Source organism: Cyclobacterium xiamenense (assembly GCF_042140265.1).
Classification (GTDB): Bacteria; Bacteroidota; Bacteroidia; order Cytophagales; family Cyclobacteriaceae; genus Cyclobacterium; species Cyclobacterium xiamenense_A.
This window is the reverse complement of sequence record NZ_CP159481.1, coordinates 619,245-645,205: the sequence shown is the minus strand read 5'-3', so window position 1 is coordinate 645,205 and position 25,961 is coordinate 619,245. Positions and strand designations below refer to the sequence as shown.

Here is a 25,961-nt window from a genome sequence, read left to right as displayed (position 1 = left end):
AAATTTTTGAATGAACATACTCAGGCTGCAAGGAATCGATAAAAAATATTCGGCTTCTGAAGACTATGCGGTAAAGGATATTTCCTTTGATGTACGGAAAGGTGAAATTCTAGCCCTTGTGGGCGAAAGTGGATCCGGTAAAACCACCTTGCTTCGCCTTATTTCAGGATTGGAGCATCCGGATGCCGGATCCATCGTTTTGTCAGGAAATATCCTGGTGGAGGGAAATCGATCCGTCCCGGCCAACGAGCGCAATGTGGGCATGGTCTTTCAGGATTATGCCCTCTTTCCCCATCTGACCCTGCTTGAAAACGTGCAATTTGGGGTTCGGAAAACGCAGGGAAATCCGGTGGAAATCGCTAAAAACACCTTGCAACTGGTAGGGCTGAAAGAAAATTATGACAAATACCCCCATCAGCTATCGGGAGGGCAACAACAACGCGTAGCCCTGGCAAGAGCCATCGCCCCAAACCCATCCATTCTGCTTATGGACGAACCATTCAGCAATCTGGACGCACTCCTTAAAGATCAGGTTCGGGAAGAAATTCGGCAAATTATCAAACGAACAGGCGTTACGGCAATCTTTGTTACGCACGACACACGTGATGCACTTTCTACCGCAGATCGGATTGCCATCCTTCACAAAGGCTATCTCCAACAACTAGACCGTCCCAAAAACCTATACGAACACCCCGCCAACCCCTACGTGGCCAACTTTTTCGGTCGACGGAACCAGATCCTGGCTACTGCTACCGAGGATGGCTTTTATACCCCCTTTGGCTTTATTGCAGACGAGCGATCCCGCAATTTCCGGAATAGTGTCAAGCTTCTTTTCCGGCCTGAGGAAATAAAAATCAAAAAAAGCCTGAGGCAAGCGCTGATAGGAACCGTGAGGCAATGCGCTTATTTCGGTGATCACCAAATGGTCCTGCTCGCGGACGAATCGGGTAAAACCATCCACGTGCGGGCAAGCCCCACCCGCTATTTTGTCGAAGGAAGCAACGTGTTTTTTACCATTCGGTCCTTTAAAATAGAAGAAGCCTTCTGATAAAAAACGTCCTTTGCGAAAAACCGCAGGTGGGGCAAACCCTCTTTTTCATAGGTCGACAGCCATCCCGGAAAGCGGCGGCGGTTTCATTCTGCCGGATTTATTCTGTATATTTAATATCGGGCTACGGATCCTTTTGCTGTACGTCCATTTCCGGATTAGTAAACCCTTATCGAAATGAATCGCCTATACGTTGTTACAAATCCACCTGGATCCTCATTAATGCTGTTGTTCGCATGCCTGCTGGTACATGCCTGCGGAGCACCCACGAAGGAATCCGGGCAGGAAGTCTCCGGTAGCTCCGAAAGTTTTTTCACTCCCAATCCTCAGGTGGTCGCGGAAAAACCCTTGGAAACGCTTTCCATAGGAGATCCGGCGCCGGATTTCCGCCTGCCGGGTGTGGACGGCCAATACCATGAACTTTCGGATTACCGGGACAAGGAGGTACTGGTGATCAATTTTACCTGCAATCACTGCCCCACTGCCCAGGCATACGAACAGCGCTTCATCGATCTGGCTACTGCCTACAGCGAAAAAGGGGTCCAGTTTATTGCCATTTCTCCCAACTCCCCGATCGCGGTACTGCCCGAAGAGTTGGGGTATACCGATTTGAACGATGACTTTGAAAGCATGAAGATTCGTGCGGAAGAAATGGGTTTTAACTTCCCCTATTTGTACGATGGCGACACGCACGAATTTTCTACCGCCTACGGCCCTACAGCTACGCCGCATGTATTCGTCTTTGATAAAGACCGCAAACTTACCTATCAGGGAAGAATCGATGCCTCGGAAAAACCGGGTACCGGAAAGGCAGAGGATGCCATTTACGCCATTGAGAAAACACTCCGGGGAGAAGCGCTCGCTGCCGACCGGGCTACCACTCCGGCTTTTGGCTGCTCCATCAAATGGGCTTGGAAAAACGAATACACCCTCAAAGTAAACGACGACTGGAAGAAAAAACCGGTCAACCTGAGCAAAATTAACCTGGAAGAATTGGATCAGCTGCTGAAAAATGATAGCGATCGGCTTCGTCTGGTGAACTTCTGGGCCACCTGGTGTGGACCCTGCATCGTGGAATATCCCGAATTCGTAGAAATCCAACGCATGTACGGAGACCGGGATTTTGAATTCGTATCCGTCAGCCTGGACGATCCGGCATCGGCGGATAAAGCCCATAAATTTCTAAAGAAAAAATACTCCTCCACCACCAATTATCTGGTGGATACTGAAGACAAGTACGCGATCATCGACCTGGTAAAAAATGACTGGGATGGCAGTCTGCCACTGACCCTACTGATCGAACCCGGTGGAAAGGTACATTACAAAGTCCCCGGCACCATTGATCCGTTGGCACTTAAGAAGACCATCGTCGACCATCCCCTGATCGGTAGGTACTACTAATCTTCCGAAAAATAATAGCTTTCTTGCCAATTCCAGGAAATCTGGCAGAAGGGGCTGGCAAACCCAACCCGTTTGTTGGAACCCAGGTAATGAGCCGCTATTGAAAAGGGTTCTCCTCGTCGTCCTCGTCCATTCCCGGATTCCCCAGATCAAACATGCTACTAAACAAGTCCTTAAACTGCATACCGGTATCGAGTAGCTTCTTGCTTAACTGGCTGTACTCTGCCAGGCCATGCAAGGCAAACTCCATGTAGAATTCCTTTTCCTTCTCAGGAAGGTCTTTCACAAACTCGGTCACGATCTTTTCCAATCCGGGTACATTATGAAGTGCCGTTTTGTACGCCTTGTCACTATGCGACGCAAGAATATCTAACTCGTTCCCCTCTCCAAACCAGGACAATGGCAATACGTACGGGTTTCCTTCCTTGTCTTTCTTTTTTTGTTCCGGAGAAGGGAAATACCCGGTAAACAAACTTCGAATGGCTTTTCCTATTAAGTTATGGGCCACCAGACCTGCTCCTTCCTGCTCTCCTTCATAAACAAGTTCCACTTTACCGGTGATGGCCGGAACCACACCGATCAGGTCCACTACGCGCACCATGGTTTCGTTTTCATTGTTGAGGTACAGGCGGCGTTCGGCTGCGGAGACCAGGTTTTCATAAGCCGAGATGGTAAGTCGGGCAGATACCCCACTTTTCTCATCTACGTATTCACTCTCCCGGGCTGCGATTGCCAGTTGTTCGATCAGGTCTTTCATTAATTCCGGAACGTGGATTTTTTCCAACGGCCGGTTTGCCAGTTTGGCTTCCTGCGCGGTTATTTTTCTGCCAATTTCAATACTTTTCGGATAATGGGTGATGATTTGACTTTCAATCCTATCCTTTAGCGGCGTCACAATGCTGCCCCGGTTGGTATAATCTTCCGGATTGGCAGTAAATACAAATTGTATGTCCAGCGGCAACCGCAATTTAAAACCCCGAATTTGAATGTCTCCTTCCTGGAGAATATTAAACAAAGCCACCTGAATTCTTGCCTGCAGATCCGGAAGTTCGTTGATCACAAAAATGGAGCGATGCGAGCGAGGGACCAGCCCGAAGTGGATCACCCGTTCATCGTTGTAGGAAAGCTTCATGGTTGCTGCTTTGATGGGGTCCACGTCTCCAATCAGATCGGCCACGGATACGTCCGGGGTTGCCAGCTTCTCGGTATATCGATCTTCCTTCGCCCACCAGTCAATGGGCGTGTCATCGCCTTTTTCCCGAATCAATTCAATAGCGAAGGAGGAAATCGGCCGCATGGGATCGTCGTTAAGTTCGGAGCCTTTGACAACGGGCACGAAATCATCGAGCAGAAGCGTCATCATCCGGGCGATCCGTGTTTTTGCCTGCCCCCTTAGGCCCAGGAGATTGATGTTGTGTCCGGATAATATGGCCCTTTCTATATCTGGGATGACCGTGTCCTCGTATCCCCAAATACCTTCAAACACGTTTTGCTGCTGCTTGATTTTATGGATGAGGTTTTGTCTTAATTCTTCTTTTATGGATTTGCTGGTATAGCCGACGGCTTTCAACTGGCCCAGCGTTTGTATTTTTACTCGTTCTTTGTTGGTCATTTTTTCGTATTCCATGCGTTAAAGGCGTTTCGTTCGGTTTCTCCTGTAATCTTCGAAAATCAAATGACCCAGGCCTTTCAGATTACTGTAATAGGCGTTGCCGTTATTGACGGTAGTAAATTCTTTCACAAATTCCTTAAGATAAGGGTCGGAAGCAATCATAAACGTGGTGACGGGAATTTTCAATCGCCTGCATTGGGCAGCCAATTTCAACGTTTCCTTGAGAATTTTGCTATCGATACCAAAGCTGTTTTTATAGTACTTGATACCGACCTTGAGGCAGGTAGGTTTGCCGTCGGTGATCATAAAAATCTGCTTGTTCGGATTTTTTCGTCGCCTTAGCAAATCCATCGCCAATTCCAGGCCAGCTACGGTATTGGTATGGTACGGGCCTACCTGTAAATACGGGAGATCTTTGATCGCTATCTGCCAGGCATCGTTTCCAAAAACGATCACATCCAGGGTATCCTTTGGGTACCGGGTTTTGATCAGCTCGGCCAGTGCCATGGCTACTTTTTTTGCTGGTGTGATGCGGTCCTCCCCGTAAAGAATCATGGAATGCGAGATATCGATCATCAACACGGTGGAAGTCTGGGTACGCACTTCGCTTTCGACCACTTCCAGATCGTCTTCCGTCAGTAGGTAATCCCAGGAAAAACCGTGATTTATCTGAGCATTCCGTAAGGAATCGGTAAGCGCAATTTGGTCCAGGTTGTCACCAAACTGAAAAGGCCTTCGGTCCGTACCTCGCTCCTCGCCCGGGCCCGTGTGGGTGGTTTTGTGCTGCCCACCTTTTCCCTTTTTTAGCTTTCCAAAGATTTCCTCCAGTGCACTCTTCCGGATCGTTTGCTCGGATTTGCCGGTAATCTTGAATTCCCCCTTGCCCTGCTTTTCGTCAAGGTACCCTTTGCTTTTCAAATCTTCGATGAAATCGCCAATACCATAACCGGGGTTCGTCATTTGGTAGCGCTTATCCAGGTTGGTCAGCCAGCTAAGTGCTTCCGCCACGTCTCCACCGGTCATGGTGACCAGCTGAAGGAATATATCCAGGAGCTGTTCAAAGGTATTTTTGTCGGGATCCTTTTGGGGAGAAAATTTGGTGAATCTGAAACCTTTCATACGTACACAACAAAATTTAACTGCTGGAGGTTTTCACTTTCGAAAATACCTTAGTTATTTTCAATGAGTGCGGCGATCTCATCTGCCTGAAGGTGACAATTGAGCCATTCGCCCTCGAAACTGGCGCCGTACTTTTTATAAAAGCCAATCGCCGGTTCGTTCCAATCCAACACCTGCCACATCATACCCGTGCAGCCATCCTCCAGTGATTTGGCCAAAACAGCTTCAAAAAGTAGTTTTCCTGCGCCTTTCCCCCGTTGATCGGCCGTGATGATATAATCTTCCAAATACAGGCGTTTGCCCTTCCAGGTGCTGTACCGGTAGTAATAGATCGCCGTACCGATAATGGAAGCATCGTCTTCTTTTTCTACAACAAAAAATCCGTAAACGGGATGGGGACCAAACCCGTCCTCCTCCATTTGCTCTACCGAATTCGTGACTTCGTGCGGTGCTTTTTCATACAAGGCCAATTCCTGTATGAGGCGAAATACCGCCGGCAAGTCCGCCTTTTTTCCTTTTCTCACATGAAACATGTGTTGAAATTACTAAAAAGGAGCAAATTTGTCCCAAATATCCGCCGGTTTCTTACAAAATAAAGCACCGGAGCTGCAAGCAGGACTGGCTTCCCTTTTTATCTTTGGGAAACCAACGGCACATCCCATGTTTTTATCCGTCGACGCAGGAAATTCAACCATTGTTTTCGGCTTGTATAACGAAGAAACCGCTACCTGGCATCCAACGCTTCGGGTGGATTCCCACCGGAAAATAAGTGTCTTGCAGCTGGAGAAACTACTGGGTCACTTCTTTCTGGAAAACGATTGGAACCTGGAATCGGTGCATGGGATAGGATTAAGTACCGTGGTTCCTGATCTTGAGCCCGTCTTGATGCAGTGTTGCGAAAACTTTTTTGGCAGGAAACCCTACCTAATCAACGGCTACAGTTACGAAAAACTGCTCGTACAAACCGGCAATCCCCACGAAATTGGTAGCGATTTAATGGCGAATATTACGGCAGCATACGACGCATTCCGGGATGCCTGCATTGTGGTGGATTTCGGAACGGCACTTACTTTCAGTATTGTGGACGAGCAGGGTAAGGTCATCGGCATCAACATCTTCCCGGGTATCAAAACAGCCATCAATTCCTTGTTTAGCCGAACGGCCAAATTGCCAAAGGTACGGTTGGAGATGCCGGATTCCATTCTGGGAAAAACCACCGTTCACTCCATTCAGGCGGGAATCTTTTATGGGTATACTGCCTTGGTGAAAGGCATGCTCTCCTCCATAGCCGCTGAAACCAACCGTAGCTACAAGATCGCGGCTACCGGAGGTTTATCGCCCGTGATGGAGCATTTACACGATCGGTTTGACCTGGTGGACATCCACCTCACGCTGAACGGAATCCGTCAAATTACCAGGGCGAACAGCTGACCGTTGGCTGGGAAAAGATTTACAGCGCCGAATCAGTTGGATTATTACTCAAAAATCGGTAGTTTATTTGCCGTAAACGTCCACACATAAAACCATTCCGTTATGAATCCCCAACCTCAGCCTTTTGACTATTATCTGAATGCATTGAAATACAAGTACGCCAAGTTTGATGGCCGGGCCAGAAGAAGCGAATACTGGTATTTTGTCTTGTTCAACATCCTGGTGAGCATCGGCATTGGCATCATCGGCACTTTTCTGGACACTACCTTTCTAAGCGGGGTGTACAGTCTGGCCGTATTGATACCCGGAATTGCCGTCGCCGTACGCCGTCTCCACGATACGGGCAGGTCGGGATTTTGGATAGCCATCGGACTGATCCCGATCGTGGGACTGATTGTGTTGCTTGTATTTTTTGTAGAGGACAGCAAGCCAGACAATCAGTACGGCCCCAACCCAAAAACGGTCTTGTAGAAAAAAAAAGCGAGTCTTACTCAGACTCGCTTTTTACAATAACTTCTATAGGTTCTCCTGAACTATCCAGGAATTTGTACTCCGTCACCGGTAGTGAAGAATCTTTAATCAGACTGATCCATTTGTAATAGTTAAAAAACCATCGTATCCTTTTGGAAAAGATGCCGTGTGTGAAATAGGCATACAGATAAGGATGCAAGGCTATTTTAATCTTCGATTCGTTTTGGTGGGTTGCAAGATGGTTTAAATCTTTTTCCAATTTATCTGCTACCAGGATTGATGCCTGGATTTTTCCGGTTCCATTGCAGGAAGGGCAGGTTTCTTTGGTGACAATGTTCATTTCGGGTCGGACGCGTTGACGGGTGATTTGCATCAATCCGAATTTCGTCAGCGGGAGAATCGTGTTTTTAGATCGGTCATCCCGCATCGCTTCCTTCATTGCTTCGAAAATCGCCCGTTTGTTATCGGCCTTTTTCATGTCAATAAAATCAATGACGATGATACCGCCCATGTCGCGTAGCCTTAATTGTCTTGCAATTTCCTTTACCGCCACCAAATTGGTTTTGAGGCCGGTATTTTCCTGATCGTTTTCCTGGTTGGATTTATTTCCGCTATTTACATCCACCACGTGAAGGGCTTCTGTGTGCTCAATAATGAGGTATCCACCCTGAGGCAGACTAACGGTGGTTCCAAACAGGCTTTTGATCTGCTTTTCTATACCAAAACTTTCAAAGAGCTTTGCTTTTCCGTTGAAAAGCTTAACAATTTTTTCTTTTTCTGGAGCAATGGATCTTATATAAGATCGCATCTGATCGTAAATTACTTCATCCTCTACCGTGATTGCGTCGAACGATTCGTTGAGCAGGTCTCTGATAATGGAGGAGGCCAAACTCATTTCTCCGATGATTTTGTCTTTTACCTTGGCTTTTTGCAGCTTACGCATGCCATCTTCCCAGGTTTCAAGCAGATTTCTGAGATCTTTATCCAGTTCGGTGACAGATTGTCCATCTGCCACGGTCCGAATGATTACTCCAAAATTTGCGGGTTTGATGGATGTAATAAGCCTTGCAAGTCTTCGCCTTTCTTCGGCGCTACGTATCTTTTTTGATACGTTTACCGTGTCCGAAAAAGGCACCAACACCAGGTATCGACCAGCAAGGGAGAGCTCACAGGATAGACGCGGACCTTTGGTTGAAATTGGTTCTTTCACTACCTGAACCAACACCTGATTGTTTTTTGACAGCACCTGAGAAATCTTCCCAAGCTTGTCTATTTCAGGTTCGTTTTCGAAGCCCTTCAGGCTAGTTCCCTGGTGGCTTTTGTTTCGGATAAGTTTTACCAGCTTGTTAAGGCTGTTTACCCTTGGTCCAAGATCCTGGTAATGCAGAAAAGCGTCCTTTTCAAAACCCACATCAATGAATGCGGCGTTTAGACCATTGACAATTTTCTTTACGGAACCAAGATAGATGTCTCCAACTTTAAACTTGTTGTCTTCCTCTTCTACGTGAAGCTCAATCAAGCTTTTGTTTTTCAACAAGGCAATGCGACTACCGTTTTGAGATGAATCAATTAATAATTCTGAACTCAAATTGTGTCTCTGTTATGAAATAAAAGAACTTTTTGATGGAAAGAAGGGTAAAAATTACTTCTTCTTGTGCCGATTTTTTCTTAATCGCTTTTTTCGCTTGTGCGTAGCGATCTTGTGTCGCTTTCTTTTTTTACCGCAAGGCATAATTTTATGGTTTAAAGTTTAACACTCATTTAAATTATAGTCTGTCCAGATAATTTTCGATCCCGGATAATATCTGCGGATCGTCCGTTTTTTCCCTCAGGGATTCCAACTGCTCCTTTGCACGACTGCGTTGATCCGATTCAAATAGGCTTACGCCCAAATAAAATTGACCCTGGATATTGTCAGGATGATTGGCAACCAGCCGCTCAAACCGCTCAACGGCTCGTTTGTACTGACCGCTTTGCATGGACAATATCCCCATGTTAAACAAGGCCTCCTCGTTGTCAGGATCTTGTTCAAGAATATCCCGCAACATGGTGATGCCCTGCATGGGGTTAGCGGAAGACACGTAGGTCATCGCCACCTTCGTCTTTAAATCCAGCCGATCGGGCGACACATCCAATACCTTTACCAGGTACTGCCGCGTTTTCTCGGCCAGTCTTCTGGTTTTTTCCTCTTCCATTGCAAACCCAAAGGCCTCGTAATACTGATTACCGGCTTTTTCCCAATTTTCAGGACCCGGCACCTTCTCCGCGATCAGCCCGAAATAATAGGCAGCGCTATCGAGTTTACCGCTTTTCTGGTAAACCCCGGCAATGGAATCAGCAAATATAACAAAATTTTCGTCATCCGGTTCCCCTTCCATTTCGGCCATCAGCTTTTCGATCATTTCCTGATCGGCCGCATTCAGGGAGCCGGCGTGGGAATTTGCCTCCGGGTTAACGTCAGATCCCAAACTACTTCCGCTATCCGCCATCCCTGATTGCTGATCATTATCCACCACCACCAGGGGTAGAGAATAAAGAAAATAAATCAGCACCAGACCTGCTGCAACGAAAATAATTTGGGATCTCTTCATCTTTTCTCTTTACCAGGGATTAATCCTGGGGAGCCAATTCTTTAACGCTTTTGCTATTCTTGATTTTTTCGATAAAAGATTTTGATGGCTTAAATGCCGGAACGTAATGTTCGTCAATCACGATTGCCGTGTTTTTAGAGATGTTTCTAGCAATTTTTTTAGCCCTCTTTTTATTGATAAAGCTGCCAAAACCTCTGACATAGATATTTTCTCCCTCTGCCATTGAATCTTTAACGACCTTGAAGAACGCTTCCACGGTTTGTGTAACATCGTCCTTCTGAATTCCTGTCTTCTCCGAAATCTTTGTGATTACCTCTGCTTTAGTCACTGTCTTAAAATTTTATTGTGTAATTCCTTAGAGGCTTAACCTCCTATTAACCAAGTAATTTTGGGAGTGCAAATTTACAATAACCATTCCAATTAAAAAATAAAATGGATAAAATTACCTTGTTTTGTTAGATAAGTGGTGAATAAGCAAATTTTAAAAATTTTGAATAGCAGCAATTTTACTGAAAAACTTCTCCGTTGGTATCCCCTTCATCGTCGGGATTTACCATGGAGAGCAAGCCGGGATCCATATATCATTTGGTTGTCCGAAATCATTCTTCAGCAAACCCGGGTGGCCCAGGGTTTGCCGTATTTTCATGCCTTTGTCAGCCGTTTTCCACGCATAGAAGATCTGGCAGCAGCCCCAGAAGAGGAAATTCTCCGAACCTGGCAGGGACTGGGGTATTACAGCCGGGCCCGAAATCTCCATGCCTGTGCCCGGGAAATCGTCCGGGAGCGAGGAGGTAAGTTCCCGGAAAACTACCAATCCTTGCTAAATTTGAAGGGTGTAGGGCCCTATACTGCTGCGGCCATTGCCTCCTTTGCTTACAAAGAACCCGTAGCAGTGGTGGACGGAAACGTGTATCGGGTGTTGGCCCGGTATTTTGGGATATCCGCCGATATCGCCTCCCATGCGGGCAAAAAAGAATTTCAGGCCCTTGCTGACAAACTCATTTCAAGCGAACGTCCGGACGAATACAACCAGGCCATTATGGAATTTGGCGCCCTGCAATGCGTGCCAACGAATCCGGATTGCGGGAATTGCCCTCTTTCGCCCGACTGCCAGGCCAAAAACCGGGAACTGGTGGGCAGCCTGCCACACAAAGAAAAAAAGACGAAAATCCGTTCCCGGTATTTTACCTATCACCACATACAGGTAGCCGGACATGTTGTCGTGCGGAAACGCACCGCAAACGATATTTGGCAGGGTTTGGTCGACTTTCCCCTGGAGGAGTTTACCTCCCTGGAGGACATTATTTCCCCAAGACCTGAAAACCTGTCAGTCGTTCGGGAGCTTGCTCCGCTTGGACCGGTTTTTGACCAGGCAACGGAGCAACCGTTGAAACACCTACTTAGTCACCAGAGAATTTTTGCCTCTTTTGTGAAAATTTCCATTCCGGAGAACCGAAAAAGCGGGCTTGAAAAATGGGCGATTGAGAACGGGTTCCAACTGGTGGACGGGCAAAGCCTGGAGGATATGGGCAAGCCCAAATTGATGGTTCGGTATTTGAATCAAATAAAATAATTCAGTATATTTAAACTGCAAGGAGTACATCCAATCTGACAAAAAACGACATACCATGGCAGGAGTTAATAAAGTAATTTTAGTAGGCAATTTGGGGGCCGACCCGGAGGTAAAACACCTGGAGGGGGACAAAGTGGTAGCCAATCTACGGCTGGCCACCACGGAAGCGTACAAGGACCGCAACGGAAACCGTGTAGAAAACACCGAATGGCACGATCTGGAGCTTTGGGATGGGCAGGCAAAAGTAGCTGAGCAATACCTTCGGAAAGGAAGTCAAATCTACGTGGAAGGTAAAATTAAATCCGATACCTGGCAGGACGAGCAGGGCAACAATCGAAAGAAAACGAGGATTCGTGTGCTTAGTTTTACCATGTTGGGCTCCAGAAATATGGGGCAGGACACCGCGTCAACCGGATCGGGACAAGCTACCGGTACTTCGGAAGGCATGCGTGGTAACCAAATGGCACAGCAGCCATCCTTTGAAAATGAGGAAGATGGATCGGACGATTTACCGTTTTAAGCCGACAGGATTCCATTAAAATTCTGTAGTTTTGCAAAAAATAATTTTCATACATTAATGGACGACCCCTACCCGAGTTTGCTGCTGCTGGCAGATGTTCTGGCTGTTTCACCGGTATACGTGGTATCCAATGCGATTCTATTCGTCGTTTTATTGGTCATTTCTGCATTGGTTTCCGGCTCAGAGGTAGCTTTTTTTTCGTTGAACCACGATGATATTGCGGCAATTCAGGAAACGCAGGATGCGCGCTCTGAAAAAGTAATCGCATTAATTGAAAATCCACAGAAACTGCTGAGTACAATCTTGATTCTCAACAATCTGATCAATATCAGTATTGTCACACTTACTACCTTTTTTACCTGGACTGTTTTCGGAACGGACACCACTGCCATCGTTATCATCCTTTTTCAAACCGTAGGCGTTACCTTCGCCATCGTTTTTATAGGAGAGATCGTACCAAAGGTGTATGCAAATGCGGCAAGGGTGTCCTTTTCACGGTTGACCGCCACCTTTTTACACTTTTTTTCCGTACTGCTCAGCCCCCTGTCCTACGCACTCATGGCCATGAGTAACGTTATCGAAAAACGTATCGAGCGGAAAGGCTATTCCTTGTCTGTTGATGAATTGCATCAGGCCTTGGAAATCACCTCGGTGGATACCAGTAATAACGAACGGGACATTCTGAAAGGCATTGTCAATTTTGGCACCCTATCTGTCAAGCAAGTGATGCGTTCCCGGATGGACCTTACGGCAGTAGACGTGGAAATGGATTTTCATGAATTGATGGATAAAATCAATAAAAGTGGCTATTCCCGGATACCCGTATACGAAGATACCATCGATCAAATCAAAGGAATCCTTTACATCAAAGACCTGCTAGACCATATCGACAAAGACGAGCATTTTCGTTGGCAGGAACTGATTCGAAAAGGTTACTTCATCCCGGAAAACAAAAAACTGGCAGACCTATTAAAAAATTTCAAAAACAAACGGGTCCACATGGCCATCGTCGTGGACGAGTACGGCGGAACATCCGGCCTGGTGACCCTGGAGGACCTGATTGAAGAAATCATTGGAGACATCAACGACGAATTCGATGACGTGGAAGAGCACCTCTTTCGAAAAATCGACGAGCAAACGTATATTTTTGAGGGAAAGATTTCGCTGAATGACTTTTGCAAAAAGCTGGATTTGGACATTCAGTTGTTTGACGAGGTCAAAGGGGAAAGCGAATCCCTGGGAGGCTTGTTGCTTGAATTAAACTCCAACCTGCCGAAAAACGGAACCAAAATCAGATTTGAAAATTTTGAGTTTACGATCATGGCCGTAGACACCCGGAAGATCAAGAAAGTAAAGGTGGTATTGGATGGTCTGCTAGATAAAAACATTCCGGATCAATCCGACTGATTTGGAAGCCAGCCAACCGGACTATTAAAAGATTCAGTTTAAATTTTATGAGAACCGGTTTATTTTTCTGATTTTTTTTTGTAGTTTTAAAATTACGAAAAGAGAACCTGTATGGGCTTTTGGGCTGCTAAGCTTCCTAAAAATCGGCTAAAATCCATGCCGTAAAGTTCAAAATAAACGTAAAATAAGCTCAATTACGTTCTGATTAAGGGGTAATCTGTTATTCCGTTAATCATAATTTTTTATTTGGTTCTGAACATTTCTTTCATTTTTGTTTTACCTTTATTGTCGAGAATTTAAATTTTGAAAAATTTATTGTGAATTTTTCAAACCGATTGCAATACCTATTACAAAAAAATATACCAGAATGAATCAAGGATTATATCGTTCACAGTTTGAGCACGATGCCTGCGGAATTGGGGCTGTTGTAAATGTGAAAGGCCAGAAAAGCCACGAAACGATAAGTGATGCTTTGCTGATGCTGAGCAATATGGAGCATAGAGGAGGAAGAGGAAGTGATCCCAAAACCGGTGATGGCGCCGGTATCCTCATCCAGCTCCCCCATACGTTCTTGAAAGAAGTGACCCTTAGGTTAGGTTTCGGATTACCGGACGAAGGAAGCTACGGTGTGGGCATGGTCTTTTTCCCCAGAAATAAACAATTATATAGGAAAAGTAAGACACATTTAAACCGGCTTATTCAGGAGCTTGGTTTCGAATTGCTGGGCTATCGGTCCGTACCCACGGACGAAACGGTTCCCGGATCCGGTGCCCTGGAGGTAATGCCGATTATCGAGCAGGTTTTTGTCAAACATCAGGATGGGCTTTCCGGTATCGAACTGGAACGTAAATTGTACGTGCTGAGAAATTATGCCACGCGGATCATCAACGCTACCATTCCCGGGGTCAACGATGCCTTCTATTTTGCGAGCTTCAGCAGCCAAACCGTCATTTACAAGGGACAGTTGCGCACGGATCAGGTGCTAACTTTCTACAAGGACCTGCAAAATAATAAGCTCACTTCGGCGATTGCATTGGTGCATTCTCGATTTTCTACGAATACTTTTCCTAACTGGCGATTGGCGCAACCCTTCAGGTTTTTGTCCCACAATGGTGAAATCAACACCATCCGGGGCAATTTGAATAAAATGCGGTCCAAGGAAACGCTAATGAAAACGGCGCTATTTACCGACGAGGAACTTCAAATGCTCCTGCCCATCACCAATGCCAAACATTCGGATTCTGCGAATCTGGACGCCATGGTAGAGCTATTGACCCTTTCCGGAAGAAGCCTACCCCACGTCATGATGATGCTGGTGCCGGAAGCCTGGCAGGATAACAAAACCATGGACAAGAAGAAGAAAGCCTTTTACAAATTCCATGCATCGCTGGTAGAACCCTGGGACGGCCCTGCCGCGCTATTGTTTACCGACGGAAAATCCCTGGGTGCAACCCTGGATCGTAACGGTCTGCGCCCTCTTCGGTATTTTGTGACGTCTGACGATCGGCTTATCTTATCCTCTGAAGCAGGAGCCTTGCCTATTCGCGATGCCACTATTTTAGAAAAAGGCCGGATCAGTCCGGGTAGAATGCTACTCGCCGATCTGGCAAAAGGAAAAGTCGCCTTCGATGAAGAAGTCAAAGCCGAAGTATGTAACCGGAAACCCTACGATGCCTGGATTCGAAAAGAGCGGCTGAAGCTGCGGCTGATTCCGTCACCAAAGGAGCTTTCGCTACCCTACACCACCGAAAACATCCGGAAGCGACAAACGATCTTTGGATACAGTCAGGAAGACCTGAAAGTACTATTGGCTCCCATGGGGGATACTGCCTACGAGCCCATTGGATCCATGGGTGCAGATACGCCACTTGCCGTTTTGTCCAAGCAAAGCCAGCACATCTCCAATTACTTCAAGCAGTTGTTTGCGCAGGTAAGTAATCCTCCCATCGACCCCATCCGGGAACGATTGGTCATGTCGCTCTTTACCCGAATCGGTGAAAGTCACAACATACTGGAAGAAAGTCCGCAACACACCCGGCAGATCCACATCTCTCAGCCAGTTTTGCTAAACGAGGACCTGGAAAAGCTTAGAAATCTGGAAGATAAAGGGTATCGTTCTGCCACTTTGCACGCGCATTTCACAGCGGATCACCAACCCGGTCGCCTACTGGAGGCATTAAACCGCCTCTGCCAGGATGCGGAAGATGCGATCACGGCAGGGAAAAATATACTTATCATTTCGGATAGAGACTGCAAACAAGAAACGGCCCCCATTCCATCACTTTTGGCCGTTGGAGCGGTGCATCACCACCTGGTCAATCAGAAAATCCGAACGAAAGCAGGAATCGTGGTGGAAGCCGGAGATATCCGTGAAACCCACCATTTTGCTACCGTAATCGGGTACGGTGCCAGCGCCATAAACCCGTATCTGGCTTTGGAAACGCTTCTCTACCTCAATGAGAGCGAGATGCTTTCCAAAAAAATACCGCAGAAAAAACTGTTTGAAAATTACAAGGACGCGATTGGAAAAGGCCTGCTCAAGGTCCTGTCAAAAATGGGGATCAGTACGCTGCAATCGTACCAAAGCGCACAGATTTTCGAAGCCATTGGTTTGGGTCCCGAGGTCATTGAAAGGTGTTTCAAAGGCACCGTCAGCAGAATCAGCGGGGTATCCTTTGACGAATTGGCCGACGAAGTACTGGTACGTCACCATGCGGCTTACGAGACCGAAAGTCCGTTGCTGGAAGCAGGAGGGATTTACCAATGGAAACGGCGAGGCGAAAAGCATCTGTTCAACCCCGAAACCATCCATTTATTGCAAAAGTCTACCCGACTGGGCGATTACGAACTGTACAAAAAGTTTGCGAAAAAGATAAACGATCAAACCAAGGATGCATTGACCTTGCGTGGGCTCCTTGAGTTCAAAAAGCGTATTTCCATTCCCGTAGAAGAAGTGGAACCAGTGGAAAAAATCATGAAGCGCTTCGCTACGGGTGCCATGTCGTTTGGGTCCATTTCCCACGAGGCCCATACCACCCTGGCCATTGCCATGAACCGAATCGGTGCCAAAAGCAACAGCGGAGAAGGTGGAGAAGATGAAATTCGCTTTGAGAAAAAACCAAACGGGGATTGGGAACGTTCCGCAATCAAACAGGTGGCCTCTGGAAGATTCGGTGTAACGAGTAATTACCTCGCCAATGCCGATGAGTTGCAGATCAAAATGGCTCAGGGAGCCAAGCCCGGAGAAGGCGGACAGCTGCCGGGGCATAAGGTAGACGACTGGATTGGCCGGGTGCGGCACTCCACACCAGGCGTAGGATTGATTTCGCCTCCGCCACACCACGATATCTATTCGATAGAAGATCTGGCGCAACTTATTTACGACCTCAAAAATGCAAATCGAAAAGCCAGGATCAACGTAAAATTGGTCTCCCAGGCAGGCGTGGGTACCGTGGCCGCAGGCGTAGCCAAAGCCCAATCGGATGTCATATTGATTTCCGGTGCCGACGGGGGTACCGGCGCTTCTCCCCTAAGTTCCATACGTCACGCCGGTTTGCCCTGGGAGTTGGGCCTTTCCGAAGCGCACCAAACCCTGGTAAAAAACAATCTGAGAAGCCGGGTAACCCTTCAAACAGATGGACAATTGCGTACGGGTAGGGATCTGGCCATCGCTGCCCTTCTTGGTGCAGAAGAATGGGGAATTTCTACCGGAGCGCTGGTGGTAGAGGGGTGTATCATGATGCGAAAATGCCACCTCAACACCTGTCCGGTTGGTATTGCTACCCAAAACCCCGAACTCAGAAAGCTATTTACCGGTGATCCCGACCATGTGGTGAATTACTTCCGCTTCCTTGCTGAAGACCTGCGGGAAATCATGGCTTCACTGGGCTTCCGTACCGTAAATGAAATGATCGGGCAAAGCGACGTATTAAAAGCAGCCAACGGGCAAATGAACCATTGGAAATGGGATAAATTGGATCTAAGTCCGATTTTCCATAAGGTAGAAGTGCCGGACCATGTAGGCGTTTACAAGCAAATTGACCAGGATTTCCGACTTAAAAAAGTACTGGACAGAAAGTTAATCCAGGCGGCCACGCCTGCACTGGAGCAAGCAAATCCGGTAAGGGGAAATTTTGAGATCAAAAACGTAGACAGAACGGTGGGAGCCATGCTTTCCAACGAGGTTTCCAAGTTTTTTGGAAGTCCCGGATTGCCGGACAATACCATTCACTTCCGGTTCAAAGGTTCGGCAGGACAGACCTTCGGTGGTTTCCTGGCCAAAGGTATCACCTTCGAGCTGGAAGGAGAAGCCAACGACTATTTTGGAAAAGGCCTTTCCGGAGGAAAGTTGGTTGTCTACCCCAGCCGTAATGCCAATTTCATTGCCGAGGATAACATCATCATCGGAAACGTAGCCTTCTACGGGGCCACTTCGGGCAAAGCCTTTATCAAAGGCAAAGCGGGAGAACGCTTCTGCGTCCGGAACTCGGGCGTGGAGACAGTGGTTGAAGGTATCGGAGATCATGGCTGCGAATACATGACCGGTGGTTTGGTAGTGATTCTGGGTGAAATAGGCCGAAACTTCGCTGCCGGTATGAGTGGGGGTATTGCGTACATTTTCAAAGAAAATATCGGTAATATCAATAAAGAAATGGTAGACATCGATCCACTGAATGAAGACGATTTCGCTACCATCAAAGCTTCTTTACAAGAGCACTTGGAATACACTTCCAGCAATATCGGCAACAAAATACTGGAAGATTGGGAAGCAAACAAAGCACGCTTTATCAAAGTTATTCCAAGAGATTACAAAGAAGTATTGAGAAAAAGAGCGTTGGAAAATACAAAAACATTAGTGTAATATGGCGGATAAGGAAGGATTCTTAAAATACAAACGACAGCTGCAAAGCTCACGATCGCCTGAAAATAGGAAAAACGATTACAAGGAAATATACAAACCCTTGGATCCCAAGGTATTGAACCAACAGGCAGCCCGCTGCATGGATTGCGGCATCCCTTTTTGTCACAACGGTTGTCCCCTGGGCAATGTGATTCCGGATTTTAACGATGCGGTTTATCACAAGGAATGGGAATTGGCCTACAACATCCTTCGCGGAACCAATAATTTTCCTGAATTCACCGGTAGGATATGCCCTGCCCCTTGCGAAGCAAGTTGTGTACTTGGAATCAATAAAGACCCGGTAGCCATCGAGTTGATCGAAAAGAGCATTGCCGAAAAAGCCTACGAACTTGATTTGGTGAAGCCAAAAATTCCGGCTCACCGAACCGGCAAAAAAGTAGCCGTGATTGGTTCCGGCCCTGCAGGTCTTGCTGCGGCCGATCAATTGAATCAGGCAGGCCACGAGGTTACGGTATTTGAAAAAGATAAAGAAGTAGGCGGCCTGCTTCGGTACGGTATCCCCGATTTCAAAATGGAGAAATGGGTGATCGACCGAAGGGTGAATGTCATGAACGAAGAGGGCGTTATTTTTAGTAAGGATACCGAGGTTGGATTCAATATCAAAGCTGAAAATATTCTTCAAAATTACGACGCCGTCGTTCTGTCCACCGGGGCACAGCACCCGCGGGATCTGAAAATCAACAACCGCGACGCGCAGGGTGTACACTTTGCGATGGATTTTTTGGGCCGTCAAAACCAGGTAATTGCCGGAGAATTGGATGAAAATCCCATCAATGCAAAAGGTAAGCACGTAATCGTTATTGGCGGCGGCGATACCGGAAGTGATTGCATCGGTACGTCCAACCGACACGGAGCAGCCTCCGTAACCCAGCTAGAGCTGCTTCCCAAACCTCCGCAAGCCAGGACTACACTTAATCCATGGCCAGAGTGGCCCATGACCCTGCGAACGTCCAGTTCTCACGAGGAAGGTGCGGAGCGGGTATGGTCGGTACTTACCAAGGAGTTCACGAAGGACGCAGACGGAAAGGTTACCGGGCTGACGGTAGTGGAGATCGAATGGAAGGAAGAAAATGGAAGGATGCAGTTTTACGAAATAGAGGGCACCGAAAAGACGCTACCCTGTGACCTGGCCTTACTGGCAATCGGATACCTGGGTCCCAAGTCGGGACTGCTAGAGGCCTTTGACGTGGAATTGATGGAAAACGGGCTGCCTAAGTCCAAAAATTACCAGAGTTCTGTCCCCAAAGTCTTTCTTGCAGGAGACATGCGTCGGGGTCAATCCCTGGTGGTATGGGCCATCGCTGAAGGCAGGGAGTGTGCTGTAGAGGTGGACAAATTCCTCAGTGGAGGGAAATCCTCGCTGGCCAGAAGGGATCAATCCTTCTACTCGTACGAGCAAAGCGAGGCAGAAGCCTGATGTGTCCGGTACGTAAGATTCAAAAAAAGGCAGTTTGAAAAAGCTGCCTTTTTTTGTTTCTAAAGCCAATAAATTGATTTTTAAGTTGTCTTGGTTCGGTTGCGTACCCTCCCTGATCATCGTGGGAGGCGGGATCACCGGATGGTACCGGGGCGAATCCCGCGGCTATTTCCTCCCCCCGTACACCGACTTGACGGGTCGCTACGCCCCTACCCGATGAAATGATCTCAGGCTTTCCTGAGCAGGGAAAAATATACCGGCGAATCAGAAGGCCTTCGGGAGCTTCCGGCTACCTTCGGAAAAAAGGTCCATACCCACCGCTTCGCCTCACTTCCACCTGCATTCCTCACCATTTTTTAACTTCCGTATGCCCTAGATGACACGGGGTAGCTGCCCGGATGGAGTAAAGTAAAAAAAAATTCTACACGCGTGGCAGGAGAGCATAATTAGGTCTTTATTAGATTAAATCTAAATAATAATTGTATATATTTGACGGTGATTTAGATGAAGCCGTAGCTGACCGAAGATTCATGCAGACAACTGGGCCGCGTATCCCAAAACGGCCGGACGCTCCCACCGACTCAGCTTGAGTCGAGAAGTGGCGGGAGATCGCTTTCCCACGATCCTTCTCCGAACTTGCCGCGCAGACCCTAATGGCTACCCGGTAGCGCTGGGGAGTCCAGGCGCTGAGGAACCTATTGCCCTTGATTTGAATTCCTGCCGGGTAGGAAAGTTAGCCCCTTAACTGGTAGGAAAAACCACCAATAATTGCCTGTAGCATGCAAACACCTGACACCAACTTGTCCTGGATTAGGATCCGAAAATGTATCAACGATATTCACCTCTGGGCCGGATTGATTAGCGGCCTTGTGCTACTGATTGTATGCCTGACGGGCACGCTCTATGTGTATAATACCGAAATCAGGGAATGGGCTGCCTCTCATCTGTATCGCGTAGCCGAGGTGCCTGAGGAACAACGCAGATTGACTGTTGAGACCATTCTTGGCAGTGGACGGGAATTCATCGAAGGAGATATCAAAGGCGTCAGGATTCCCTACGAGGCCAACCGCAGCATTCAGGTCGTCGCCAGGGCCGAGGGAGATCAAAGTCGTTTCGGGACGACCTATTTTTTCGATCCCTATACCGCTGCCTACCTGGGGAACAGCAAAGAACCCAATCCGGCAGCAGAAGTGATGGGATACCTGTTCAGCCTGCACCGCTGGCTGCTTCTGGATAGAATCGAAGAGCCATTGATCGGAGAATTGGACAACCGCAAGCTGGGAAGTTACATCACCGGAAGCGCTACCCTGCTGTTCACACTGGGCGTCCTGACGGGGCTGGTCATTTGGGTGCCGAAAAAAACCCGGTATTGGCGGAAGGGACTAAAAATCAAGTTCGACAGCAATTGGAAGCGGATCAACCACGACCTGCACAATACCCTGGCCTTCTATTCCGCCATCGTTCTTTTCCTTATGGGGGCAACGGGTCCCTATTGGTCCTTTCCCTGGTACCGGGAAGGACTGAAAAAGACCCTGGGTACTTACCAGGAGTGTAAGGAAACCGGCCCGGAAAAAGGTCTTGCAGCGGATAAAGCAGCCAAAGATACTGAAGAGGTAGCGGTGTTTCCCTTGGATGAGTATGTAGAGGTCGTGGAGCGAGCCTTGCCCTACAGTGGGAGCTACAGCATCGATTTGCCTCAGCAGGGCTCCAGGGAAATTCGCATTCGCAAACAGAGAGCCGGCTTTTTTGCTCCCGCCGCCGCAGACCAGGTGGTAGTGGATGCCGGCACCAAAGCAATAACGGAAATGTCGCTATTTCGCGACCAACCCTTTAACCAACGTGTCTCACGATCCATCAAAGCACTGCATGTAGGGAACGTGTACGGCTCATTTAGCAAGCTGTTGTATTTTATATCCTGCCTGATCGCCACCAGCTTGCCCGTAACCGGCACGCTGATCTGGATCAATAAGATGAAAAAAACCAAGCAGACCCGAAAAACAGCAAAACGGCAAGAGGCCCTGGCTTCCTATTGACGGTTCTACCTGCCTAAGCCGAAAACGATGCGGTAAATACCGGGATCAATCCGGGAAAAGGCTTGCGTCCATATTGGGGATGATACGCAGGGCATTTTTGTAATACACTTTTTTGAGCACCTCGTCAGGCAAATCCAGACCGTACATGCGCCAGAAGGCATGGTATTTCTTGTAGTAGGGAAAATACTCATCGGCTGTTTCCAGTACCCGGAAATACGTATAGAACTCTTCTTTGTTGTAGGCGTCCTTTCCAAAAAGGATCCGATCCTGGTACCGGATAAAAAATTCCCGGGCCATGCGTGGCTGCCTGCCGAATTCGGCAATTACCGCCCCAATCCCAAAGTTTACATTGGGGTATTCCTCCAGGTGGCGCCCGGCCTTCCCCAGATCGTTGGCCATCCAGCCCATGTGGGCATTGATAAAGGTGGTTTTGGGATGCTTGCGAAACACATGGTGTTGTTCGGCAATGATTTGTTCGAAGGGGGCGGGATTATCCGGGCCTCGTTTTCGGTTAGGATTGATCTTTAACTCCAGCCAGCGCTCGTTGCGAGCATCCATGGGCTGCCAAAAAGGAGCAGGGTCTGCCGCATGTATCAGCACCGGAATGCCGAGTTCGCCGCACTTTGCCCAAATCGGATCCAGATCAGGATGGTCAATGGGCACCCGATTCCCATGGATGTCGTTGATCGAAAGTCCCAGGCTTTTGTAAATCTTCAAGCCATTGGCCCCGTTTTTTACATCTGTTTCCAGTTCTGCGACTGCCTTTTCTACCCAATCTTCGCTTCCAAAACCGTCGAATCCCAGGTTGGTAAACACGATAAACCGACCTGGAGCCACCCCGTTAAACCGACGGATCATCGAATTCAAGTAGGCCTGTGCGTCTATTTCACTCCGGCTTCGGGCAAATCCCTTCCCGCTTAGATTGACCATGGTGGCCATGTTCAATTCATCCATCTCGGCGACCAGACGATGAACGAGTGCCTGAGTCACGTTCCATTGATGGCTGTGAATGTCAACAAAGGGGAATTTAGCGGATTTTACCGGGTTTTCGGGAACTACCAGCGTGGATACGGGCTCGTATTCCTCGAAACCCATTTCCTGAGCATCGGCGGCAAGCGGACAACATACGAGCAGAAGAAACAGGCAGGGAAGCAGCGATTTGGCGAAGGAAAAAAGGGTGAAGTACATAGGAATCGGGTTTGGATTAGCCTTGAATTTACAACAGAAAATTTAATCTTCCAGCACATTGACGCGGCTTCTTTCAAAAGCTCCGCGCATTTCGTACCGCATTCCTCACAGCTGTCGATTTTCACGGGATATGGAGATGAAATTTTAGCGCTACGAGATTTTAATGTACTTTTAAGCGTTGATTTGACGAACGATTATGATAAAAATCTATACGGATGGTTCCTCCCGAGGCAATCCGGGCCCCGGGGGATACGGGGTAGTACTGCTTTACAAAGACTTGCGAAAAGAACTGGCAGAGGGCTTTCGCCTGACCACTAACAATCGCATGGAGTTGTTGGCGGTTATCCGGGGCTTGGAAGCGCTTAAGGTAGAGGGCCTGCCCATTACTATTTACTCGGATAGTAAATACGTAGTGGATGCCATCCAAAAAGGATGGATCTGGGGATGGCAGAAGAAGGGATTCAAGAACAAGAAAAACCCCGACCTTTGGCAAAAATACGTTCCCCTACACCTTCGGTTTAAACCGAAGTTTCATTGGGTAAGGGGTCACGATGGGAACATAGAAAACGAACGCTGCGACCAATTGGCCGTCGCTGCTGCCTCTGGCTCCGGGCTGAAGGTGGACGAGGGATACGAAACCGCGGATAACAAGGGGTTGTTCTAGGGATGGGAAATAGTTTCTTTCAATTCAAGCAATTTTCGATCCGGCAGGATCGCTGTGCGATGAAACTAAGTACCGACGCGGTCATTTTAGGCGCATTGGCTCAGGCTGAAATACCAGATTCCATGCTGGATGTAGGAACCGGTACCGGCATCCTTGCGCTGATGCTCGCCCAACGATACAGACACGCAGTGATTGATGCTGTCGAATTGGATCCGGAGGCAGCCCGGCAGGCAGGCGAGAATTGTGCGGCAAGTCCCTTCGCCAACCGCATTCGGGTACACCACCGTGATTTTTCCGAATTTGCCATCGATTCGCAGCAGGAATTTGATTTAATTCTGAGTAATCCTCCCTTCTATGCGGGCCAACTGAAAAGTGGTCGAACCACTATTGATCTTGCGCGGCATGAATTGGGCTTGGATTTTGACGGGCTTTGGAATGGCATACAAACACTTTTAAAAAAACAGGGCGTTTTCTGGCTGATACTACCGCCGGTAGAAATGGACCGGTTCCGATCGATTGGAAGCAGCCGGGGCTATACCCAGGTCAAGCGGATACAAATTTACGACAAACCCGACGCAAAGGCCCACCGGGAGGTTGCGGCTTTCGCTCGCAAGGAGGAAGCAGCCCTCCAGGAGTCCATGCTCGTACTCAAGAACGCCTCCGGCTCCTACACTTCCGAGTACCGCGAGCTGTTACGGGGTTTCATGCTTCATTTTTGAGATGACCTGTTTTTTTTTTCGCCTGAATTAAATTTGAACCAATTACCGCCAAAGCGCAAGAAGCCACCCCAACTACCTTCCGACTTGCATGAAGGGAGGTATCGTTTTCCATTTTCGCAAATCAAACGGGTTTTGTATCTTTCCTGCCATGGCACAATTTCAAGGGCAGTTTATAGTCTTTTGTTCTCTTTTTTGGGGATATCTGTTCGCAGATTTACCGCCTGACCCAGCACTCACCGTAGTCAATCTAAACCTTCGCTACAACAATCCCGACGACGGAAAAAACCGCTGGGAAAACCGGATTCCCCTTGTGAAAGCATTCCTCGCCGAGTCTGCTGTAGATCTGCTGGGATTTCAGGAAGTAACTCATCGCCAGCTACTTGATTTACAACGGATAATGCGGACATACGAATCGGTCGGCCAAGGTCGTGCGGATGGATTGACCAAGGGGGAATACAACCCCATTTTCTACAAGAAAGACAGGTTTGAATTGCTGGAATCCGGTACCTTCTGGCTATCCGAAACCCCGTCCGTTCCGGGCAGCATTGGATGGGATGCCCAACTTCCCCGGATTGTTACCTGGGCAAAGCTTTATGACCTGGCATCTGGGAAAACCCTTCTGCACGTCAACACCCATTTTGACAACAAAGGCACCCGGTCCCGTTTTGAAAGCATTGCTCTGCTTTCTGCCAGGATCCGGGAACTAGCCGGCAACTTGCCCGTTATTGCTACAAGTGACTTCAACATTCGCAAGGATCATCCCCGGTACGGCTCCAAGCCATACCTTCAGCTGATAAAAACCTTGAAAGAAGATCTGAACATGGAGAGCTCCGAATTTCTTGCCTCAGGGGTCATTTCTGCAGGTGCTACCGGAAATGGATTTGAAGCCGACTGGCAGCTCAGACCTCCCCACGCGGTGGATTACATCTTCGTCAACGAAAAATTTATCGTCCATACCTACGAAGTAAGGCATCTCCTAAGGGATGGAATCTTTATCGCGGATCATTGGCCCGTTATCGCAAAAATAGCTTTTTCCCATTGAACCCGATTGGTTTTGGAAGAGCGGTTTCGGTGGCCCTTTCAGTTGGATGGGCCTGGCGAACCTGCCTGGAAAAGCTTGCTTTGGCTTTCCCCGGCAGTAGTGAAAGGGGTTCCCGGAAAATGCCCGGTTCAGAAAACGAAAGCAAATAAAGCTATCGCAGACAACGGTTGAGTTTGTGGCGGGGACCCGTCGCAGGAGACAGATGCTACCTCTCCATCACCGGGGCACAAGCAACCCCAGGGGGAACGGTAGCCGATGCTATCCGTCGTGCTTTTGGACACGGTCTGCCGAAATGCCTGGAACGAAAATCGTACCCTATGGCCTAGGCTGCCCCAAAGGAGTGGGCCACGCATTTGTTCTTCAGAGAGGTTTTGTAGGGCCATTTGATGCGCCGGCAACATTTCTTATAGAGCACCGATACAGCGGCAGCTTGCTCCGGGTGAATGGGCAGCCTCGTGTGACGGTAGACGGAAAACCGGTACGGATTTTTGTGAAGCAGTTGACGAATCCATTCGAAAATCAAGCCTGGAAGGGATTCCGGCTGAAAAACGTACCGGTCAACGGTCCATTCTATTCGCAAAAAGAAGGTGGGAAACACGAGACGCTGCTTGTCTTACCAGCGCTGCTTTTTTGATTGGAACTTGCTGATACAATTGCAGCGCTTTTCCGGGCGCGTTTGTTTGGGGGCAAATTTCAACGGGCTATGGTGCTCGGAAGGGTTGGCCCTATCGACAGCAATCTTTCGGTCCGCAAGACGATTTTCGATTTACCCGATTACCGGCCTTTCAAAAGTTTCGCGATATT

Annotated in this window: 22 protein-coding genes; 15 read left to right on the top strand and 7 right to left on the bottom strand. The window is 48.0% G+C overall.

Going from position 1 to position 25,961, the window contains the following annotated elements; genetic code table 11:
* The first annotated feature begins 10 nt into the window (after positions 1–10).
* Entirely contained in the window at positions 11–1,048 is a 1,038-nt protein-coding gene (locus ABWH99_RS02700; RefSeq protein ID WP_375584778.1) for an ABC transporter ATP-binding protein, read from the top strand.
* Between the two features lie 177 nt (positions 1,049–1,225).
* A complete protein-coding gene (locus tag ABWH99_RS02695) occupies positions 1,226–2,449 on the top strand; it encodes a redoxin domain-containing protein (RefSeq protein WP_375584777.1) in 1,224 nt (407 codons plus the stop codon).
* Positions 2,450–2,546: 97 nt separating this feature from the next.
* Here the strand turns inward: ABWH99_RS02695 and ABWH99_RS02690 are convergent, their stop codons facing one another.
* From ABWH99_RS02690 to ABWH99_RS02680, 3 genes are read right to left on the bottom strand one after another with little or no spacing between them, the layout of a single operon-like run.
* Entirely contained in the window at positions 2,547–4,076 is a 1,530-nt protein-coding gene (locus ABWH99_RS02690; protein WP_375584776.1) for a magnesium chelatase, read from the bottom strand.
* A gap of 3 nt (positions 4,077–4,079) precedes the next feature.
* A complete protein-coding gene (locus ABWH99_RS02685) occupies positions 4,080–5,180 on the bottom strand; it encodes a VWA domain-containing protein (RefSeq protein WP_375584775.1) in 1,101 nt (366 codons plus the stop codon).
* A 50-nt stretch (positions 5,181–5,230) separates the two neighbouring features.
* Positions 5,231–5,713: a GNAT family N-acetyltransferase gene (locus ABWH99_RS02680; protein WP_375584774.1), complete on the bottom strand. Its 483-nt coding sequence runs from the start codon at positions 5,711–5,713 to the stop codon at positions 5,231–5,233.
* 28 nt (positions 5,714–5,741) lie between these two features.
* Here ABWH99_RS02680 and ABWH99_RS02675 point away from each other — a divergent pair, with 28 nt between their 5' ends.
* Both ABWH99_RS02675 and ABWH99_RS02670 read left to right on the top strand, forming a co-directional pair.
* Positions 5,742–6,611, top strand: a complete 870-nt coding sequence (locus ABWH99_RS02675) for a type III pantothenate kinase (RefSeq protein ID WP_375584773.1) — start codon at positions 5,742–5,744, stop codon at positions 6,609–6,611.
* Positions 6,612–6,713: 102 nt separating this feature from the next.
* Complete coding sequence (locus ABWH99_RS02670) at positions 6,714–7,082, top strand: DUF805 domain-containing protein (RefSeq protein ID WP_375584772.1); 369 nt, start codon at positions 6,714–6,716, stop codon at positions 7,080–7,082.
* Positions 7,083–7,098: 16 nt separating this feature from the next.
* On the opposite strand, the gene ABWH99_RS02665 is transcribed toward ABWH99_RS02670, so the two are convergent.
* From ABWH99_RS02665 to ABWH99_RS02655, 3 genes are all read right to left on the bottom strand, one after another.
* Complete coding sequence (locus tag ABWH99_RS02665; protein WP_375584771.1) at positions 7,099–8,670, bottom strand: ribonuclease E/G; 1,572 nt, start codon at positions 8,668–8,670, stop codon at positions 7,099–7,101.
* A 178-nt stretch (positions 8,671–8,848) separates the two neighbouring features.
* A complete protein-coding gene (locus ABWH99_RS02660; protein WP_375584770.1) occupies positions 8,849–9,673 on the bottom strand; it encodes a tetratricopeptide repeat protein in 825 nt (274 codons plus the stop codon).
* A 19-nt stretch (positions 9,674–9,692) separates the two neighbouring features.
* The gene (locus ABWH99_RS02655) at positions 9,693–10,001 is read right to left on the bottom strand and encodes an HU family DNA-binding protein (RefSeq protein ID WP_375584769.1); all 309 of its coding nucleotides are present in this window, start codon (positions 9,999–10,001) and stop codon (positions 9,693–9,695) included.
* A gap of 135 nt (positions 10,002–10,136) precedes the next feature.
* On the opposite strand from ABWH99_RS02655, the gene mutY reads away from it, so the two are divergent.
* The 7 genes from mutY (at position 10,137) to ABWH99_RS02620 (ending at position 21,544) form a co-directional block, all read left to right on the top strand.
* The gene (gene mutY / locus ABWH99_RS02650; RefSeq protein WP_375584768.1) at positions 10,137–11,246 is read left to right on the top strand and encodes an A/G-specific adenine glycosylase; all 1,110 of its coding nucleotides are present in this window, start codon (positions 10,137–10,139) and stop codon (positions 11,244–11,246) included.
* A 55-nt stretch (positions 11,247–11,301) separates the two neighbouring features.
* Positions 11,302–11,766 carry a single-stranded DNA-binding protein gene (gene ssb / locus ABWH99_RS02645; RefSeq protein ID WP_375584767.1) on the top strand — a complete coding sequence of 155 codons (465 nt, stop codon included), beginning with the start codon at positions 11,302–11,304 and terminating at the stop codon, positions 11,764–11,766.
* 57 nt (positions 11,767–11,823) lie between these two features.
* Positions 11,824–13,173, top strand: coding sequence for a gliding motility-associated protein GldE (gldE, locus tag ABWH99_RS02640; protein WP_375584766.1), 1,350 nt, complete (start codon positions 11,824–11,826; stop codon positions 13,171–13,173).
* Positions 13,174–13,540: 367 nt separating this feature from the next.
* Entirely contained in the window at positions 13,541–18,034 is a 4,494-nt protein-coding gene (gltB, locus tag ABWH99_RS02635; protein ID WP_375584765.1) for a glutamate synthase large subunit, read from the top strand.
* Between the two features lies 1 nt (position 18,035).
* On the top strand, positions 18,036–19,511 hold the full coding sequence (locus ABWH99_RS02630; protein ID WP_375584764.1) for a glutamate synthase subunit beta: 1,476 nt from the start codon (positions 18,036–18,038) through the stop codon (positions 19,509–19,511).
* 34 nt (positions 19,512–19,545) lie between these two features.
* On the top strand, positions 19,546–19,731 hold the full coding sequence (locus ABWH99_RS02625) for a hypothetical protein (RefSeq protein ID WP_375584763.1): 186 nt from the start codon (positions 19,546–19,548) through the stop codon (positions 19,729–19,731).
* 559 nt (positions 19,732–20,290) lie between these two features.
* Positions 20,291–21,544: a PepSY-associated TM helix domain-containing protein gene (locus ABWH99_RS02620; protein WP_375584762.1), complete on the top strand. Its 1,254-nt coding sequence runs from the start codon at positions 20,291–20,293 to the stop codon at positions 21,542–21,544.
* A 45-nt stretch (positions 21,545–21,589) separates the two neighbouring features.
* Here the strand turns inward: ABWH99_RS02620 and ABWH99_RS02615 are convergent, their stop codons facing one another.
* Positions 21,590–22,639: an amidohydrolase family protein gene (locus ABWH99_RS02615; RefSeq protein WP_375586529.1), complete on the bottom strand. Its 1,050-nt coding sequence runs from the start codon at positions 22,637–22,639 to the stop codon at positions 21,590–21,592.
* 289 nt (positions 22,640–22,928) lie between these two features.
* Here ABWH99_RS02615 and rnhA point away from each other — a divergent pair, with 289 nt between their 5' ends.
* From rnhA to ABWH99_RS02595, 4 genes are all read left to right on the top strand, one after another.
* On the top strand, positions 22,929–23,396 hold the full coding sequence (rnhA, locus tag ABWH99_RS02610) for a ribonuclease HI (RefSeq protein ID WP_375584761.1): 468 nt from the start codon (positions 22,929–22,931) through the stop codon (positions 23,394–23,396).
* Positions 23,397–23,455: 59 nt separating this feature from the next.
* Complete coding sequence (locus ABWH99_RS02605; protein ID WP_375584760.1) at positions 23,456–24,115, top strand: tRNA1(Val) (adenine(37)-N6)-methyltransferase; 660 nt, start codon at positions 23,456–23,458, stop codon at positions 24,113–24,115.
* A gap of 148 nt (positions 24,116–24,263) precedes the next feature.
* Positions 24,264–25,157 (top strand): endonuclease/exonuclease/phosphatase family protein, encoded by an 894-nt coding sequence (locus ABWH99_RS02600; RefSeq protein ID WP_375584759.1) that lies wholly within the window; start codon positions 24,264–24,266, stop codon positions 25,155–25,157.
* Positions 25,158–25,449: 292 nt separating this feature from the next.
* Complete coding sequence (locus tag ABWH99_RS02595; RefSeq protein WP_375584758.1) at positions 25,450–25,791, top strand: hypothetical protein; 342 nt, start codon at positions 25,450–25,452, stop codon at positions 25,789–25,791.
* The last annotated feature ends 170 nt before the right edge of the window (positions 25,792–25,961 follow it).